Source organism: Gluconobacter thailandicus F149-1 = NBRC 100600 (assembly GCF_000964465.1).
In the GTDB taxonomy this organism is placed as follows: Bacteria; Pseudomonadota; Alphaproteobacteria; order Acetobacterales; family Acetobacteraceae; genus Gluconobacter; species Gluconobacter thailandicus.
This window is the reverse complement of sequence record NZ_BANH01000064.1, coordinates 1-17249: the sequence shown is the minus strand read 5'-3', so window position 1 is coordinate 17249 and position 17249 is coordinate 1. Positions and strand designations below refer to the sequence as shown.

At 54.0% G+C, this 17249-nt stretch carries 12 protein-coding genes; 8 read left to right on the top strand and 4 right to left on the bottom strand.

The genetic code is table 11. The features are described 5' to 3' along the window. Positions 1 to 52 precede the first annotated feature (52 nt). From otsB to B7444_RS14020, 3 genes are read left to right on the top strand one after another with little or no spacing between them, the layout of a single operon-like run. On the top strand, positions 53 to 775 hold the full coding sequence (otsB, locus tag B7444_RS14030) for a trehalose-phosphatase (protein WP_007284355.1): 723 nt from the start codon (positions 53 to 55) through the stop codon (positions 773 to 775). Further along, entirely contained in the window at positions 763 to 2100 is a 1338-nt protein-coding gene (locus B7444_RS14025) for an alpha,alpha-trehalose-phosphate synthase (UDP-forming) (protein WP_007284356.1), read from the top strand. Before otsB ends, B7444_RS14025 begins: the two co-directional genes overlap by 13 nt. Further along, complete coding sequence (locus B7444_RS14020) at positions 2097 to 2612, top strand: disulfide bond formation protein B (protein WP_007284357.1); 516 nt, start codon at positions 2097 to 2099, stop codon at positions 2610 to 2612. Before B7444_RS14025 ends, B7444_RS14020 begins: the two co-directional genes overlap by 4 nt. Positions 2613 to 2617: 5 nt before the next feature. Here B7444_RS14020 and B7444_RS14015 read toward each other — a convergent pair whose 3' ends face one another. Beyond that, positions 2618 to 2791 carry a DUF1328 domain-containing protein gene (locus B7444_RS14015; RefSeq protein ID WP_007284358.1) on the bottom strand — a complete coding sequence of 58 codons (174 nt, stop codon included), beginning with the start codon at positions 2789 to 2791 and terminating at the stop codon, positions 2618 to 2620. Between the two features lie 167 nt (positions 2792 to 2958). On the opposite strand from B7444_RS14015, the gene B7444_RS14010 reads away from it, so the two are divergent. Continuing rightward, positions 2959 to 4977, top strand: coding sequence for an NAD(+) synthase (locus tag B7444_RS14010; RefSeq protein ID WP_007284359.1), 2019 nt, complete (start codon positions 2959 to 2961; stop codon positions 4975 to 4977). 93 nt (positions 4978 to 5070) lie between these two features. Continuing rightward, complete coding sequence (locus tag B7444_RS14005; protein ID WP_007284360.1) at positions 5071 to 6462, top strand: NAD-dependent succinate-semialdehyde dehydrogenase; 1392 nt, start codon at positions 5071 to 5073, stop codon at positions 6460 to 6462. A gap of 99 nt (positions 6463 to 6561) precedes the next feature. Here the strand turns inward: B7444_RS14005 and B7444_RS14000 are convergent, their stop codons facing one another. After that, positions 6562 to 8697 carry a glycosyltransferase gene (locus B7444_RS14000; protein WP_231502847.1) on the bottom strand — a complete coding sequence of 712 codons (2136 nt, stop codon included), beginning with the start codon at positions 8695 to 8697 and terminating at the stop codon, positions 6562 to 6564. Positions 8698 to 9974: 1277 nt separating this feature from the next. Here B7444_RS14000 and B7444_RS13995 point away from each other — a divergent pair. Both B7444_RS13995 and B7444_RS13990 read left to right on the top strand, forming a co-directional pair. Then, complete coding sequence (locus B7444_RS13995) at positions 9975 to 11327, top strand: beta strand repeat-containing protein (protein ID WP_035729644.1); 1353 nt, start codon at positions 9975 to 9977, stop codon at positions 11325 to 11327. Between the two features lie 105 nt (positions 11328 to 11432). Continuing rightward, positions 11433 to 14225, top strand: coding sequence for a glycosyltransferase (locus tag B7444_RS13990; protein ID WP_186810586.1), 2793 nt, complete (start codon positions 11433 to 11435; stop codon positions 14223 to 14225). Here B7444_RS13990 and B7444_RS13985 read toward each other — a convergent pair whose 3' ends face one another. Continuing rightward, positions 14226 to 15125 (bottom strand): rhamnan synthesis F family protein, encoded by a 900-nt coding sequence (locus B7444_RS13985; protein WP_007284364.1) that lies wholly within the window; start codon positions 15123 to 15125, stop codon positions 14226 to 14228. It abuts the gene before it with no gap. 166 nt (positions 15126 to 15291) lie between these two features. Here B7444_RS13985 and B7444_RS13980 point away from each other — a divergent pair, with 166 nt between their 5' ends. Beyond that, a complete protein-coding gene (locus B7444_RS13980) occupies positions 15292 to 15561 on the top strand; it encodes an HU family DNA-binding protein (protein WP_016738449.1) in 270 nt (89 codons plus the stop codon). Between the two features lie 231 nt (positions 15562 to 15792). Here the strand turns inward: B7444_RS13980 and B7444_RS13975 are convergent, their stop codons facing one another. Next, positions 15793 to 16965: an acyltransferase family protein gene (locus B7444_RS13975; RefSeq protein ID WP_007284366.1), complete on the bottom strand. Its 1173-nt coding sequence runs from the start codon at positions 16963 to 16965 to the stop codon at positions 15793 to 15795. Positions 16966 to 17249: the final 284 nt, after the last annotated feature.

Below are 17249 nucleotides of genomic sequence, written 5' to 3'. Positions count from 1 at the left end.
GGAGATGGGCGGAGCAGGGATAACCCTGACACTGGAAAGAGATAACTGACTCATGATCCAGGTTCCTTTTCCGCCTTCCAAAGCCGCTGTTCTGCTGGACTTTGATGGAACGCTTGTTGATATCGCTCCGACGCCTGAAAGTGTGATTGTCCCTTCTGGTCTGAGGGAAGATCTTCTCAGGCTCAAGGATCTGCTGGGAGGGGCCCTGGCAATTGTGACAGGGCGGCCGATTGCCCAGATCGATCACTTTCTTCCTGGAATTCCTCACGCTGTTGCAGGCGAGCATGGTGTAGCTGTGCGCAAGTCACCTGTGCATGACGTTGATCATCTGGTTCTACCTGCTGTTCCGGTGGACTGGCTCAAGGGTGCCGAAGACATTGTAGGACGGTACCCGGGTGCCAGTGTTGAGCGCAAAAGAGCGGGTATGGTGCTGCATTACCGGCAGAACCATGACGCGGAACCGGCATTTCGATCGCTGGTTGGTGGATGGGCGGCGGAGCCGAATGGCTTTCGACTTCAGGATGCTCATATGGCCATCGAGCTGCGTCCGCTGGGTGTGGATAAAGGTGGAGCCGTGCGGGAGCTGATGGCCGAAAATCCTTTTCGGGGTCGGTTGCCACTCTTTGTCGGTGATGACGTTACAGACATGGATGGAGTGAGGGCTGCCCGCCAGATGGGGGGAGATGGCTGGCTCATTCCCGATGATTTTCCTGATGCAGCCACGTTCCGCCGATGGCTGCATGATTTGTCGGAGGGACACGGATGGGGCGCCTGATTGTTGTTTCCAATCGTACACCGGCGCCCGGAGAGCGGACGCAGCCCGCCGGGGGACTGACTGTCGGGCTGTATGATGCCGTGCAGACACGTGACAGCCTCTGGTTTGGCTGGTCCGGAGAGCAGCGTGAGGATGCGCTCGAGCATCCCGTTACGGAAGAGCGTGTCGGGAATGTGACTTATGCCACATTCGACATGACGCCGCGGCAATATGACCGGTTCTATCTGAATTTCTCAAATGGTGTTCTCTGGCCGCTCTGCCATTATCGGACGCAGCTCATGCGCTATACGCGTGAGGATTGTGAGGCATATTACGAAGCCAATGCCGTGTTTGCCGACCGTCTCGTGCCGCTGCTGAAAGAGGACGATACGATGTGGATCCACGATTATCATCTCTTTCCGCTGGGCAGGATGCTGAGAGATCGTGGTGTGACGGGCCGGATTGGTTTCTTTCTGCATATTCCGTTCCCGCCCTGGAGCATGGCGCGCCTTCTTCCGCAGTTGAGGCGTTTGCTTGAAGGACTTGCCGGGTGTGACCGGATTGGTGTGCAGACGCCCGAGGACGCGCAGAATCTTCGTGGCTGTTTTGCGGCCTATGGTCTGGAAGCGGACGTGGAAGCTGTGCCGATTGGTATTGATCCGATCCGGTTCAGGCAGCAGGCTATCGAGAGTGCGGCCGGAGAAGAGGTCGAGCAGATCGTCGATAGTTTGGTCGGTAAGCGTCTGATCATTGGTGTGGACCGTCTGGATTATTCCAAAGGTCTGCCGGAGCGGATGCGCGGCTATGAGATGCTTCTGAAGAACTATCCGGAGTATCGCGGAAAGGTCACGTTCCTTCAGATCACGCCGGTTTCACGTACGGGTGTCGAAAGCTATCGGCTGCTCAAGGAAGAGCTGGATGGTCTGGTCGGAACCATCAATGGCGCTTACGGAACGCCGGACTGGGTACCGATCCGTTATACGACGTGGCCGATCTCCCGGAATGTTCTGGCGGGGCTCTATCGGGTTTCGGATGTCGGGTACATCACGCCGTTGCGCGATGGCATGAACCTGGTCGCCAAGGAATTTGTGGCGGCGCAGGATTCCAAGGATCCCGGGGTTCTTGTACTGTCACGGTTTGCAGGTGCTGCGCCTGAAATGCCGGAGGCCCTGCAGGTGAACCCGCTGGATGCCGAAGGGATGGCGGATGCGCTTCATGCGGCACTGACCATGGACGTGGAGACCCGTCATGAGGCATGGTCCGCGCTTTATGGCGAAGTGTCCCGCAATACGGCGGGGAGCTGGGCCAAACAGTTTCTTGATAGCCTGGAGGCTTCCCGACCATGACACTGACTGGAACGAAACAGCCCGATATGACCAGGATTCTGGGAGGGTTGTTCGTTCTGGCTGGTCTGGCTGCTTTGGGGGCGGCATGGTTTGCAGAGCACAGGCTTCTGCTGGCGCCTTGTGAGCTTTGTCTCTGGGAGCGGCGACCGTGGCGTGTGCTGATCGCCATCGGTGTTTTGACGCTGGCCGTACCCCGGCGTTATGCACGCTACCCGGTGTTTGCCGGGTTGGTATGTGTGGCGGTCAGTATCGGTCTGGCTGTTTTACATGCTGGTGTGGAGCACAAGTTCTGGCCAAGTCCGGCACCTGAGTGTCGCGCGCCCGTTTTTCATGGGGGCAGTTTCAAGGATTGGATGGCCAGTATGCCAGCGCGTCCGAACAAGCCCTGTGACTCACCTGACTATCTGTTCGGGCTTCCTGTTTCCATGACGGAACTGGGTGGTCTCTATGCCCTGGCGGTGTTCATGTTAGGTAGCCTCGGAACCGTGCGACTGCTTCGGTCCCGAGGCTGAGATCTTCAGAGTCTTGGGCGGCCGCGGCCGAAGATCAGACTGATGATCAGGAGTACGAGGAAGATGAAGAACAGGATTTTGCCGATATAGGCGAAATCTGCCGAAATTCCTCCAAAGCCGAGAACGGCTGCACACAGGGCGAGGATGAGGAATACAATCGTCCAGCGAAGCAGATCCATGGGTAGGGTCTCCTGTGTTATGATGTTCTGCCATCTGGAAGAACGGGGGTGAGGAACGCAGAACGGCGCAGGGCCTCTCCGGTTCAATTTCGCAACGGCTCTTTCATGATGCGGGCATTTAAATACGAGACCCGGCGATCGGGTTCTTCTGTTCCGAGAGGATCATCATGACCAGATTCCGCTCTCTCTATCATCAGGGCTTTGCGCGGATTGCGGCCTGTACGCTGCCTGTTTCGTTAGCCGAGGCGCAGATCAATGCCGAGCGGGTTCTGGACGTTCTGAAGGACTGTGATCGGCAGAGGGTTGCTACCGTTGTTTTTCCAGAGCTAGGGCTGACCGGGTATACGCTGGATGATCTCCGGTTCCAGGATGTTGTGCTGGAAGAGGCGCAGGCTGCTCTGATCTGGCTGGCGGAACAGACGGCCTCTCTCATGAGTGTTGCTGTCGTCGGAGTGCCGCTGTGTCGTGGTGATCTGCTCTATAACTGTGCGGCTGTACTGCATCGTGGGCGTATTCTTGGTGTTGTTCCAAAGTCCTATCTGCCCCGATATCGGGAGTTTTATGAGCCACGCCAGTTCACAGCGGGGTTGGGGACGACGGGCAGTATCCGAATTGATGGGGAGGACTTTCCGTTCGGTGCCGATCTTCTGTTTGATGCAGAAGATCAGGCCGGTCTGATCCTCGGTGTTGAGATCTGTGAAGATCTGTGGGTGGCTAATCCGCCGAGTGGTCGTCTGGCGCAGGCGGGTGCGAGCGTCATTCTGAATCCGTCCGCTTCTCCGGTGACGATCGGACGGACGGACGATCGGTCGCTACTCTGTCAGGCGCAGTCTATGCGGACGCTGACGGCCTATGTTTATGCGGCTGCCGGTGAAGGGGAGTCCACAACGGATCTTGCCTGGGATGGGCAGGTGTCCATCCATGAGAACGGGCGTCTTCTGGCGCAATCAGATCGTTTTCCTCAGGGCGAGCGGCTGGTTGTTGCGGATGTTGATCTGGATTTGCTGCGGCAGGAGCGTTTGCGGACCGGGCAGTTCGGGGTGGGATGTGAGAGTATCCGCACAATTGGTTTCGAGCTGGGAGCGCCGGGTGAGGATCTTGGTCTAAAGCGGGATGTGCCTCGGTTTCCGTTTGTGCCTTCTGATACGAAGACGCTTGCCCGGGATTGCTATGAGGCCTGGACCATTCAGGTCAGTGCGCTGCGTCAGCGTTTGAAGGCTAGCGGGGCGCAGCGGGCGGTGATTGGGGTTTCTGGTGGCCTGGACAGCACGTTGGCTCTTCTGGTTGCTGCGAGGGCTGCCGATGAGCTGGGATGGCCGCGGACGCATGTGCTGGCCTACACGATGCCCGGTTTTGCAACGGGCAGTGAAAGTCGTGGACTGGCTCATGCCCTGATGGAGGCGTTGGGTGTTGAGTCCAATGAGCTGGATATTCGGCCGGCTGCGGAGACCATGCTGGCGGGCATTGGCCATCCCTATGCAGAGGGCGAAGCTGTTCATGACATTACGTTCGAGAATGTTCAGGCAGGGTTGCGAACGGATTTCCTGTTCAGGCTGGCCAATCATCGCAATGGGATTGTGATTGGCACAGGAGATCTGTCCGAACTGGCGCTGGGCTGGTGCACGTATGGCGTGGGCGATCAGATGTCTCACTACAATGTTAATGCCGGGATGCCGAAGACGTTGATCCAGCATGTTATCCGGTGGCTGGCACGGGAAGGCGAGTTGGGGAATGGAACGGCTGACGTTCTGGAGAAGATCGTCAGTGCCGAAATTTCGCCGGAACTGGTGCCGGATACGGGGCAGGGCATTCAGAGCACAGAGCAGATGATTGGCCCGTATGCCCTTCAGGACTTTACGCTGTTTTATGTTCTGAGATATGGGTTTCGCCCGTCACGGATCGCCTTTCTCGCTGAAAAAGCGTGGGGGGATGTTACAATCGGCTCCTGGCCTGCACATTACCCAGAAGATCGACGGATTTCCTATGATCTGACGGAGATATGTCACTGGTTGGAAGTCTTTATCCGTCGGTTTTTTGCCACCAGTCAGTTCAAGCGCTCAGCCATGCCAAACGGGCCGAAAATCGTTGCTGGTGGCTCCCTTTCGCCGCGTGGTGACTGGCGTGCTCCATCGGATGGTAACGCACGATCCTGGCTAAAAGAACTGAAACAGAACACGGATATGTGAACTTTCAAACTTTTCGGGGGTTGGGGGTTCCGTACCGTGGCTTTCATGCCAATATGTTGAGGTATTATTTTATCTAACGGAGATTTGTCCGTCATGGCTTACGCTACGACCAACCCTTATACGGGTGAGACGCTGAAGACTTTCCCGGAAGCAACCGACCAGGAAGTTCAGCAGGCGATTACCGATGCGTATGAGGCCTTCAAAAGCTGGCGTGATGTGTCTTTCGCAGACCGCGCCCAGGTCATGAGCGCAGCTGGTGCCATCCTGCGCCGCGATATCGACAAGTACGCCAAGCTTCTGACCCTTGAAATGGGCAAGCTCTATGAAGAAGCCAAGCTGGAGACGATCCTCTCCGCTGAAATCTTCGAATATTATGCCAAAAATGCTGAAGAGCTTCTGAAGCCAGAAAAGCTTCCGGTTGCTGATCCGAAGGAAGGCGAAGCCATCCTGGTCCATCAGCCGCAGGGTATTGTTTTTGCGATCGAGCCTTGGAACTTCCCATATTACCAGATCGCCCGCATCATTGCGCCGCAGCTTTCTGCTGGTAACACGGTTCTGCTGAAGCATGCTTCGAACGTTCCGCAGTGTGCGGCTATCTTTGATGACCTGATGATCGAAGCAGGTCTGCCGAAGGGTGCGTTCAAGAATTTGTATGCGGCGCGTCATCATACGGCGGTTATCCTGAATGATCCGCGTGTGTGTGGTGTTGCTCTGACGGGTTCCGAAGGGGCTGGCGCCATTGTTGCCAGCACGGCAGGCCAGGCTCTCAAGAAGGCAACCATGGAGCTCGGTGGTGCCGATGCTTTCGTGGTTCTGGAAGATGCTGACGTTGAGAAGGCTGCGAAGTGGGCCGCATTCGGTCGTCACTGGAATGCTGGTCAGGTTTGCGTATCGTCCAAGCGTTTGATCGTTGTGGATTCGATCTACGACAAGTTCCTTGAGATCTACAAGGCTGAGGTTGCCAAGCTGAAGGCTGGTGATCCGATGGATCCGTCCACGACGCTGGCTCCGCTGTCTTCGCAGAAGGCTGCTGATGATCTGAAGGCTCAGGTTGAAGAAGCCAAGAAGCATGGTGCTGTTGTCGAAGTGATTGGCGCACCGGTTCCGGAGAAGGGGGCTTTCTTCCAGCCGCTTCTGATGACGAACCTGCATGGTGATAACGAAGCCCGTCATTGGGAATTCTTTGGTCCGGTTACGCAGCTTTATCGTGTGAAGGATGAGGCTGAGGCGATCCGCGTTGCCAATGACTCCCCGTTCGGTCTGGGCGGATCCGTCTTTACGAAGGATACGGCTCGCGGCGTGAAGGTTGCCGAAAAGATCCACACGGGCATGGTTTATGTGAACCATCCGACGATGGTGAAGGCTGATCTGCCGTTTGGTGGTGTGGCCCGTTCTGGGTATGGCCGTGAACTGATCGGTCTTGGCATCAAGGAATTCGTCAATCACAAGCTGATTGATGTCGTTGATATCGACGCTCCGTTCTAAGGGTATAAGGGCCAGGGAAAACTCTGGTCTTTCAAGTATAAAAAAACCCCGGGCAGATAATCTGTCCGGGGTTTTTTTATGATTCTCGTGGATAAGCGTTTAGAGGCGTTGAACAGGGGCTTCTGCTGTCAGATTGATCCACGGATGGCGTGATTTGATGTATTCGACGACGCGAGCTTTGTGAGCCGCCCGCTCAGTGGACATGTTAGTCATGGAGTAACTGTGCTCTCGGTAGTCGGCAAGAATCTCTCGAACCTGTCGTCCGGGCAGGCCGAGTTCTGCAAAGACGCACCAGAGGTCGAAGTCTTCCCATCCCATTGCTTCACGTGAAACATAGTAGCCGCCAGCAGCTGCCCAGGCCCATTTTGCGACCATTGCCATGGCATCCACATGGTTTCCCCCTACGAAGTTTAGTGGATGGAAAGGAAGATCCCCCATGACGGCGAAAGAGCTTATATCGGTAGCTTTTTCCTGGGATTTGATAGGAGCAGGGCCGTTCTCGTTGAAACACTGAATGACAGGATAGGCGTATGCGATCCCGAACGTCATGGCGGCGTGAAGCTTTTCGCAGGCCTCTGGGCGCAGGAGATTATCTGCATCCAGGTGTAGGACGTACTCGGTTTCTGCGGCATCCATTCCGATGTTTCTTGCTCCGCCCAATCCGGCGTTGCGAACGGATCGGCGCAGAAGCAGTCTGTTAAAGCGAGAGGTGTTTCGCTCCATCCAGATGCGTACCAGATCTACGGAACCATCTGTTGAGCCATCATCAACAACAATCAAATCAAGTTGGGAGAGGCTCTGGGCTGAAACAGAGTGTAGAGCATCAAGGATGTAAGCCGAATAATTGTAGGATGTGATGACGACCGTGACATCTGCTTCAGCGAAGGTGTCGTGATGGAAAAGTGTTTCACTTTCAGGAATCACGGGGACGTTGCGCCGTTCCTGACGATCACGGGCTAGAACAAGTTCGCCTGTTTCTGCTACGTCTTCGTCACTTCCCAGGGACGAAAAGGCGAGTTTTATGCGCCTGGCTTGCGCTTGTGGACTGAATGGCCAGAGCACATCGTGATACGCATCGCGTGCCATGCGCTGTCGTAATCCGGGGTTATCAATCAGGGTAAGAAGGGCTGTGGTCCATTCCTCCGGTGTGTCGGCCAGAAAGCCGGTTTCTCCGTGACGGACAAGCCGCTTGAATGGGCCGGTCGGAGAAACGACGGATGCACTTCCCGCAAGGGAAGCCTCCAAAAACTTAATCTCGCTTTTTGCCTCACAGAAGACATTCCCAACTTCCAGAGGAGCGATTGATATATCGAGGCGCCCGAATTCATCTGGGAGATCTGATAAGGGGACAGTTTCGCGCCATTCAATCTGGTAGCCCAGTCCCCTAAGCTCGGGAAATTCTTCCATTGCCAGGATGCTGGTTTGGCTTTGCTTGTCTCGGAACAGGACCAACCGAACATTCGGACGCATTTTTAGAACATGGGCGATGGCAGGAACGGCTATGGCGAAGTCCCGTTGGTGGGTACGGGTGCCCGTGGTGTACCCAATTCGGATCAGAGTGTCTCCGGCGGCGGAAAGGTTGAGTCCTTCATGCAGTCGGCGGCTCAGACGGGCACGGTGAAGGCTGGGTTTGTCATAGGTATTGGGAAGCAGGTGTACGACAGGTCGCACTTCGTGCATGGCACGGGCCAGTTCCCGGGTGGTGGTTGATCCATGATCGCAGCGGACGAAGGTTCGGCGCATATCTGCGAAAAGACGAGCGACGCTTCCTTCGTTTTCGCCCGTGGACCGAATACCGTCGATAAGGTCTACGCGCGCGTAGTGCGGAACAATAATAATATCATCGATGTCGAAGATGGTTCTGACGCCTTCCTGGCGTGCCAGATCGAGGATGGTGCTGACATGACCACTATATTCTACTCGCCATAAAATCATGACGTCTGCCCAGTGGATATCGTCATAGCTAACGACTGCACAGTCTTGAACACGTGCCTCAAACCCCGCATGGCGTGCGGCTTCCGCATTTCGATGGCAGCGATAGACTACCCCTGGGGTATGGGGTTCGCCCGCGACAAATAGAATGCGTTTTATGCCTTTAGACGAAGGGCGGCCTTCTTTCGGGGAGGGAGCGTCTGAACAAACGGTTTCTGTTGGATTGGGTGTGAGGTCGGGAAGTGTTTCTGTGTTGCAGGCACGAAAATCCCGAAGGGTAAGTGTTTCAGGAAGTGTTGGCACATACGGGACAAAAGGGGTCCGTAGGGCTCTCGCCAGTCTGCGCCAGAGAGGTGTCGGCTGCTGAAGAAAGTCTTTGAGTGCTTCAAGGGCTGTGTGACTGGAGATGAGTTTTGCATTGAATACGGCAATATCCTGCTGGGTGGCCGCGTAAGACTGTTCAAGTTGTTTTCGAGTGTTTGTTAGTTTTTCACTAATAGAAATATTTTTGGATTTGAAATCTTCAACTTGTTCCGAGAAGAGGCGAGATTCGATCCGGAGAGCATGAGTTGCTGTTTCTGCAGCATGCAGATTTTTGAGAGTTGTACTGAGTGTATTTCTGGCCAGGCGCCCTTCCAGATCATGCGTTAGAATTTGACGCAGTTTCTGGCGAAAGGGGTACGTACTCTCAGATGCGTCGCTGAGAAAAGATAGCGTGGAATCCTGATGAGGGATTCGAACATGTATGCAGTCTGAAAGGGACGTGAACTCTGTCTGATTATAAAAATTCTCCCCTACAACCAGCGTCGCAGAGGAAATCCGATCTGGTATGGTGTCTTCAGAACAGTAGCAGGACAGTAAAACGTCGTTTGTTTCGGTGTCTGTAGTGAATGTGTTTCTTAGATAGGAAGTGAAATTTTTTTGAAATTCTCCAAGCTGTATTGCAATCCGTCTCTCAAGTTTGTGGGACAGCAGAATGAGTGGCTTGTTGGTGGATTTGTTTTTCCCAAACAGGGACGCCATCCAATACAGAAAGCGCACGCAGTGTTCCTCACAAGCAGACGTCAGAACGTCTTTTTCTGTTACTTGTGAGGGAGTTGCAAGGAACAGAGCCAGGTCGGCCAGAGCTTGGTCTTGGTGAGCTGGTGAGGTGAAGGGCAAATGATTAATCACGATATTCAGCTTAAGGATTCGGAGAGAGTTGCACGAGGGGGTATTTGAAACAAAAATTGAAAAATGCGCTACAATACTCCGATTTTATACAAAGTATTGAATTTTTATAGTGATTGGGCATGGTAAATTTCACGCAGTCATTGCAACCTTTGCTAAAATGCAATCTTGTGTTTGGGGGCATTCGAGCTCCGGCCCATTCTGCTTCTTTAATAGCCGAGTGGGATACAAGCACTGCGTGCGGGTCTGTATGTTACCCTGTGAACGCGAGACAGTTTTGCGGATGGCAAGGCGAAATCCTGATTGCTTTTTGGGAAGAGGCTTTGATATATGCAAGACTCGTCGCTCGATCATTTGGGTGGTCTGAGGGCCGCCAGTGCGAGGCAACCTTTGTTTAGGAGTGCATGGTAATGGCAATCACTACCGTGGTTGGCGCCTCAGGCGTGACCCTTGCGGTCACGGTCGATGGTGCACAGGCCCAAGCTCTGGCCAGTCAATATTCGTCTGCTGTCTCAGGTGTGAGCGGCCTTACGAGTTACGATCTGGTTCCAGGAAGCAACAGTTCATTTTCTGCGGGTGTTTCTCAGGGTGTTATCACCCAGAGCGGCAGTTACAGCATTGTCGGGGACGTGCAGTACGTCTCCGCAGGCAGCTATGCTGAGCAGGATACGCTCACCGGCTCCGTGGCTATTGATCTGACCAAGAACACGGCATCGTCTGTCAGCCTGCTGACGGGCGCATGGGATGGTGCAACTGTTTTTGTCGGCAACCAGAACGGTTCTTTCGTGGGTGGCGTTGGCAACAACGTGTTCCTCGGAGCGGGCAAGACTGGTAGCTGGAACATTGCTACGGGTTCCGGAAACGACACGATCCTCGGTACGAACGGCAATACGACCATTGACGGCGGAACAGGTTCAAACCTGATCTATCTCGGCAGTGGCACGAACACTGTTCGCTCTGAAGGTCAGGACACGATTGACGGCACCAATGGTACCGATACCGTTACCCTGCTTGGTGGCAGCTCGGTTGTTAACCTGCATGACAATGCAACGGTTTATGACACGACTGGCTCCAACAGCGTGACTGTTGGTAACAACAGCTTCGTCACGGGTGGCAGCTCCAGCACGTACTTCACGACTGGTGCCAGCGCTACGGTTTCTGGCGGTCTTAACGACACGATTTCTGCTGCAGGCGATCTTCAGCAGATCCGTGGTACGGGTAACTCCATCAGTGTCGACGGTTCGCTGTCCTTCCTCAATGGTACGGGCAACACGACCATTACGGCAGGCAACGCAACCCTGTTTGGTGCTTCTGGCCTGAACGTCCAGTTCGACGGTACCTCCGGTTACAGCCTGTTTGTGGGCGGTGACGGCGATGAAACGATCTCTGCTGCTTCTTCGCACGGCGTTCTGGAAGCTTTTGCTGGTAGCGGCACGACCACTCTTATTGGTGGTACGGGCGCTGATACGCTTGTTGGTGGTACGGGTAACTCAACCCTCACGGGCGGTTCGGGCAGTTCTAACCTGTTCGCCCTGGTCGACGGCCATGCCGGTGGTGACTACACGGTCACCGATTTTGGTAGCGCAGCTGGCAACCTCATGGCTCTGTATCAGTATGGTCTGCAGAACAATAACGGTCTGCAGGACGTTCTGAACGCAGCTACTGTGGCTGGTGGCAACACGACCATTGCTCTGAACGACGGCTCCAAGATCACCTTCGTTGGTGTCACGGATCTGAAGGCTTCGGACTTTACTGTGAGCTGATCTGGCTTGTTAGCTCGCTAACATCTATAAAGGGAGCTGGGTTCGAAAGAGCCCAGCTCTTTTTATTTGTACTGAACAGTCTCCAGACGTTGAGCTTTTCTTTTGATGACAGTGCCCAGTAAAGACGTAACGCTTCTTCCCGCTGAAGTTGAAGAAGACTCACAAAAGGTTTTGCTGGAAAGCTATCGTAGCTCTTCCCGGTTGAACGGTATGCGTGCTGATGGCCTGCAGGCCGAAAGTGCTCATCTGCGGCACCAGATTTCCCTGATTCATCGTTCTTTGTCCTGGCGAGTTACCCAACCACTCAGGGCAGTGCGGTCTCTTAGTCTGGGGCGACTTCCATCCGGACGCCCGCTCAGAGAACTGCCTGAAAGGCTTTCCGCTCTCTGGGATGAGGGAGGCGTCAAAGCGATTGGCCGGGCGGTTGAAAAGCGATTTCCTGTCCGGGAACGGTTGAAAAAGAACGTCAGGCCTTCTTCTAAGCACTCCGGAAAATTATCATCTCCGGGGGCAAGTAGGGCGGTTGTTTCGGAAGTGTCCTCGAAGCCTGAGTTTTCTGTTGCTGTTTATACTGACCGTCTTGATAAGACGGCGGTGACTTTGCCTCCTCGCATTTTGATTATTGCGGAGGTGTCGATCCGTCAGTGTGCGAAATACCGTGTCTGGCAGAAGCGCGATCTTCTTGAGCGTCTTGGATGGACTGTTCAGGTAGTTGACTGGCGTGACGTCAATGTTGCCATGTCAGCCTTGCAGCTTTGCACACAGGTTATTTTCTACCGGGTTCCTGGCTTTGACGATGTCATGAAGCTCGTCAGGGAAGCGCACCGTTTGCGTCTTGAGCCGCGTTGGGAAGTCGATGATCTGATTTTTGATGCGGAAGAATATCTGCAAAACGGAAATATCAGCAGCCTTCCACGATCTGAGCAGGATTTGCTCATGTCGGGTGTGCTTCTGTTCAAGCGCTGCATGTTGGCGTGTGGGCAGGGGATTGCCTCGACCCGGGCTCTGGCTCAGGCGATGCGAGATGCCGGACTGAAACATGTTGATGTTGTCGAAAATGCTCTTGATCGTGAGACATTGGAAATTGCAGCATCCTTGCCGCCTAGGGGGGAAGCGGTTGATGAGCGTGTCTGGGTCTCTTATGGCTCAGGAACCAATACGCATGATGAGGATTTCCGGCAGGCTGAGGCAGGGCTTATTGCCGCTCTGGATGAGGAGCCGCGTCTGTGTCTGCGTATTATTGGCCAGCTCAGGCTTTCGAAAGAATTCGACCGGTTTGGCGATCGTGTTGAACGTCTGACGGAACTGTCCTATCGCGATTATCTTGCGGCGCTGGCCCAAACGGACATTGCAATTGCGCCACTGGAGCCTACGCTTTTCAACGATTGCAAAAGCAACATCAAGTTTCTGGAAGCCGCCATTGTGCGTGTTGCTGCCATCTGTTCGCCTCGTGATGCCTTTCTTGCGGTTATGCGTCATGAAGAGAACGGATTGCTGGCGGTCACACGCGGCGAATGGAAGAGCTGCTTCCTGAAACTTGCACGAGACAAGGATCTTCGTGATCGCCTTGCAGTTCAGGCCTGGCAGGACGTTACTGAGCGTTATGCGCCTGAATCGATGGCGTTTACGCAGGGTAAGGCCCTTTTTGGTCTGCCGGTCGCGCCTGAGCGCAAGGCGCTGCGCGTTCTGATGACGAATGTTTATTACGCACCACGATCTTTTGGTGGGGCGACAATCGTTGTGGAAGAACTGGCCCTTCGTTTGCGGAAAAGCGGCGTTGAAGTCGGGATGTTGACCTCTCGACCGCATCTGGATGGAAGACTGTCTGGTAATATCCGCTATGTTGCCAATGGGACGGATGTTCTGGCGGCGATGATTCCGGACGGTAACGACGTTATCGGTTCGATGGATAATCCGCATATGGCGGGGCAGTTTGCAGACTGGCTGGATGCCTATCAGCCGGATGTGGTGCATGTCCACGCTGCGCAGGGGTTGGGAACAGCCATGTTGCGGGTGTGTCAGGAACGCGGGGTTCCTTATGTTCTGACGCTTCATGATGCCTGGTGGTTGTGTGATCGGCAGTTCATGGTTCGCGGGGATGGGCGTTACTGCTTCCAGACCACGATAGATCAGCAGGTCTGTCAGATGTGCGTGCCGCACGCCCGCCATCTGAAGGATCGGTGGTTCCTGATGCATCAGGCTCTCTCGGAAGCTGCGCTGCTGATCAGCCCTTCGGAGGCTCATCGCCAGCTTTATCTGGCGAATGGGGTAGAGCCTGAGCGTATTGTGGTGAACCGGAATGGTTTCCGTTGGCCTGAACGTCCTCGCACTCCACGTATTCCGGGCTCGCCTGTGCGGTTTGGATTTGTGGGTGGGACGGAGGCTGTGAAGGGCTATCCGCAGCTCAAGAAATGCATGGAATCCCTGGATCGATCAGACTGGGAGCTGGTTCTGGTTGATAACAAGCTCAACCTTGGTTTCAGTTCGATTCATGCGCGGGACTGGTCTGTCAAAGGACATCTGGAAATCGTGCCGGCCTTTAGTCAGAACGGGCTGGATGATTTCTATGACCAGATTGATGTGTTGCTGTTCCCGTCCCAGTGGAAAGAGAGCTACGGTCTGACGGTGCGTGAAGCTCTGTCCCGGGATGTCTGGGTTGTGACGACAGCGCCTGGCGGACAGTCAGAAGATGTCGTTGATGGTGTGAATGGCACTTATCTGCCGATTGATGCTCGGGCGGAAACGCTTGCGGCGGCTGTTGAGGCCATTCTGGATCAGCCGGGCAAGTTCGATGGGTATGTCAATCCGTTCAAGGATCGTCTGGCAACGTATGAGGCTCAGACGGAAGAGCTGCTTGGCTTCCTTGAGATGGTTGCCAAGCGCAAGAATAAGAACTGATTATCGACCGAGCAGCAGGGCCGGCAATGCATGTAGCCGGTCTTCGCTTGCAATCGCCTGTACCAGTCGAGCACGGAAACTTGCCTTTTTGTACTGGGCGCGTGGCGGATGATTTGCCAGATATTGAGCGATCCAGTCCGGATTGAAAAAGGCGGGATCGGGGATTTCCTGACGCCAGAGATGTACGGACGGAATTCCGCTGGGATTATCTCTCAATAATTCTGTTTTGATAAAGGGCGCTTTTCCTGAGCGCAGGACGGCCCGCCAATCCGTGTGCATGGGGTTTATGGCGAGGAGACGCGCTATGCCACGTGTGCCGCTCCAGGAGGCCGTCATATCCAGGTTTGCGGCCTGCATGGCTAGACCGAGGCCCAGTTCACCGTGAAGGACGATTTCCGGCTTGCTCATGTCGCAGAAGGGCTGGTTGAAGACCCTCTGAATGGCGGGGTGCTCGAATGCCTGACGTGTCATGACCATAAACCACGACTGGAGATGACGATTGATGGCCTCGGAGCGGACCATACCCCAGATCGGACGTCGTTCGGCACGCATACGGGTCATGATGGGTAGTAGCGGCGTCATGGGGCCAAAGACGCTGTCATTGGCAAATAGGATCTCGTCAGCCCCTGCATCGCAGCGCCTCTTGAGTAGTTCTTGCCAGGAACCGAAATCAAGGCCGGAGTTCTCGCGCGGATAAAGCTCTGCTTTTACGGGATTAGGACCGGATGCAAAGCTGAGCTTCAGAGCTTCCAGTCCAGCGTGGTCCTGTGGTGAGAGGCTGGATACGGCGATATGTATCTCAAACCCACACTCTGCAATCTGGCTAAGAAGATGTCGGGTGTGTGGGGCGAGTGTTCCGGTTGGGTCGTGATAGGCGAAAAGGCAGACAGAACGCGACATGGAATTCCTGACGATGGAACGCTGGAGCAGTTGCCGCGATTATATCACTGTTCCTTGGTAGCACTGTAAGAAATACTGAGGAATGTTGTGTTGGAGAAAACAGGGCTTCTAAGTGTTTTGGGATGCAGCCTGAGAAAAAATCGGATCAGAGGAGAAACATGCATCCATGAGTAAAGCATTTCTCGCCGCAGTTCTTCAGGACTCTATTGACTGCACGGGGGTCGCCGCGCAACGGGCTGCGAACGATCTTATAGAAGCGATTATTGATGAGTTGAAGCGCGAAGGTGGCTTCACAATTCCGTCTTTCGGCACGTTCACTGTGTGTGAGACCAAGGCTCGACAGGCAACCAATCCTCGAACTGGGGAGCCGGTTTCGGTTCCGTCTGGGAGAACGGTTCGATTTAAGGCTAGTCCGGGATTAAAGCAAAATTTGTAAAACGTAGCTGTGGGAGAGTGCTGGATTTGAGAACTGGTACTCTATTGGAATATTTGATCCCGATTGATTCAGGAATTTATTCTGTATTCCAAGGCGTAGGCTTCAATTTTTGAGATAAAAATGAAGCCTACTGCAATATGGATTGTGGACGTGAACGTATGAACGCACCGGTCATATGTGGTTGTCACACGTCTCTAGGCCGATTTTTGTACGTCCGACCTGCCTGTTCATTCAGAAACCTGAAAGTTTGTTTTGAACCGAATGTCCGTCACGGCTTTCGACTTTTTGAAAAGATTGCCTGACGCGAAGTTTCAGGCATGGGCGTTCTACCAGGCGCCATGAGAGGATGGCGCCCCCAAGAGTGGTGACGATTGTAAAGAGAAGCGCATATCTGATGCGAATGCCGTAGCGGACCTGAAGGTCGCCAGCCACCAGAACGAGCGGCAGATGACACAAATAGAGAGCGTAGCTATGGGTGCTAATACTTCGAACGGTTTGGTTGATCAAAGGTGGTAATGCACTTAACCGCATCATAGCGGGCATGCAGAGGGCATAGGCAAGACCAACGACATCATAAATGGCCATCGACTGAAAACGCCCGTTCCAGAGCGGAAATGGGAGCTTGTCAGACCACCAGATGATGGAAACAATGAATGTGCCGCAAAGAGCTAATGGAATATGAAATGTCGTTATTATACGAAAACGTCTGTAGAACCACGCGGCCAGGATACCCCAAGCAATTGAATCGAAACGACAAGGAACAATTTTGCTAGTGACTTCGTTCCAGTCCACGTTTGTTGGCAGGGAGAGGCGCCACCAAAGGGGAACAATGAAGAACGCAGCAAGTATCGTGCCGAATGCCACTGCAGATCGAACCCGGCAGGCAAGTAGTAGCAACAGGAGCACGGGGAAAGTGATGTAGAACCACTCCTCTACGCACAGGGACCATGTCACGCCGTACCAGCCTGAGACCATGGGCCAGCCGAGGTTCTGGGTGAGTGTAAGGTAGTAGGGTAGAACGCGTTTTCCCTCGTCCCATGTCACGCCGTAGGGCCCAAAATAGGCAAGTGGGATCAGCAGGACGATGAGCCAGACATAATAGGCTGGAAGGGTGCGGAGCCAGCGTCGTACGAGGAAAATACTCCAGTCTTTTGGAGAAGCCTTTCGATCTAGGAGGTCGAGGATGATCGTACCGATCAGAAATCCGCTCAGGACGAAAAAGAGCATCACACCGTAAAATCCAAGAACGGCTAGATGAAATGGAAGCGTTTTGTGACACCAAGCGGAGATCATGCCGCCATCGTGGCAGATTAATACCTCTGTAATTGCGATGGCCCGGACAAGATCGGGTCCGGCAAGTCGTTCTCTGGTATTCTCAAAGGAGGCTAAATGATCGGACGCCATCTGGAGACAAATTTCCCAAAGCTACAGAGATTAGTCTGTTAGAGACCATTCAAGAAAATTTTCAACCCTGACAATACAGTGAGGATTATCTATGGACGAGGTTGCGCCCGATTTCTTTCTTGAAGGAAGGGTAAGGGTTCTGCGTCCGTTTTTTAGTATGATGATCAGAACACTATCTTCGAGAAGTTCAAAGTGATCAGCAAGATCCAATTGCTCGGATCAGACTTTTGGAAAAACTGAGCGGGCCGTCATCCTGCCAACGGAGGCAAACAGAACCGACCACG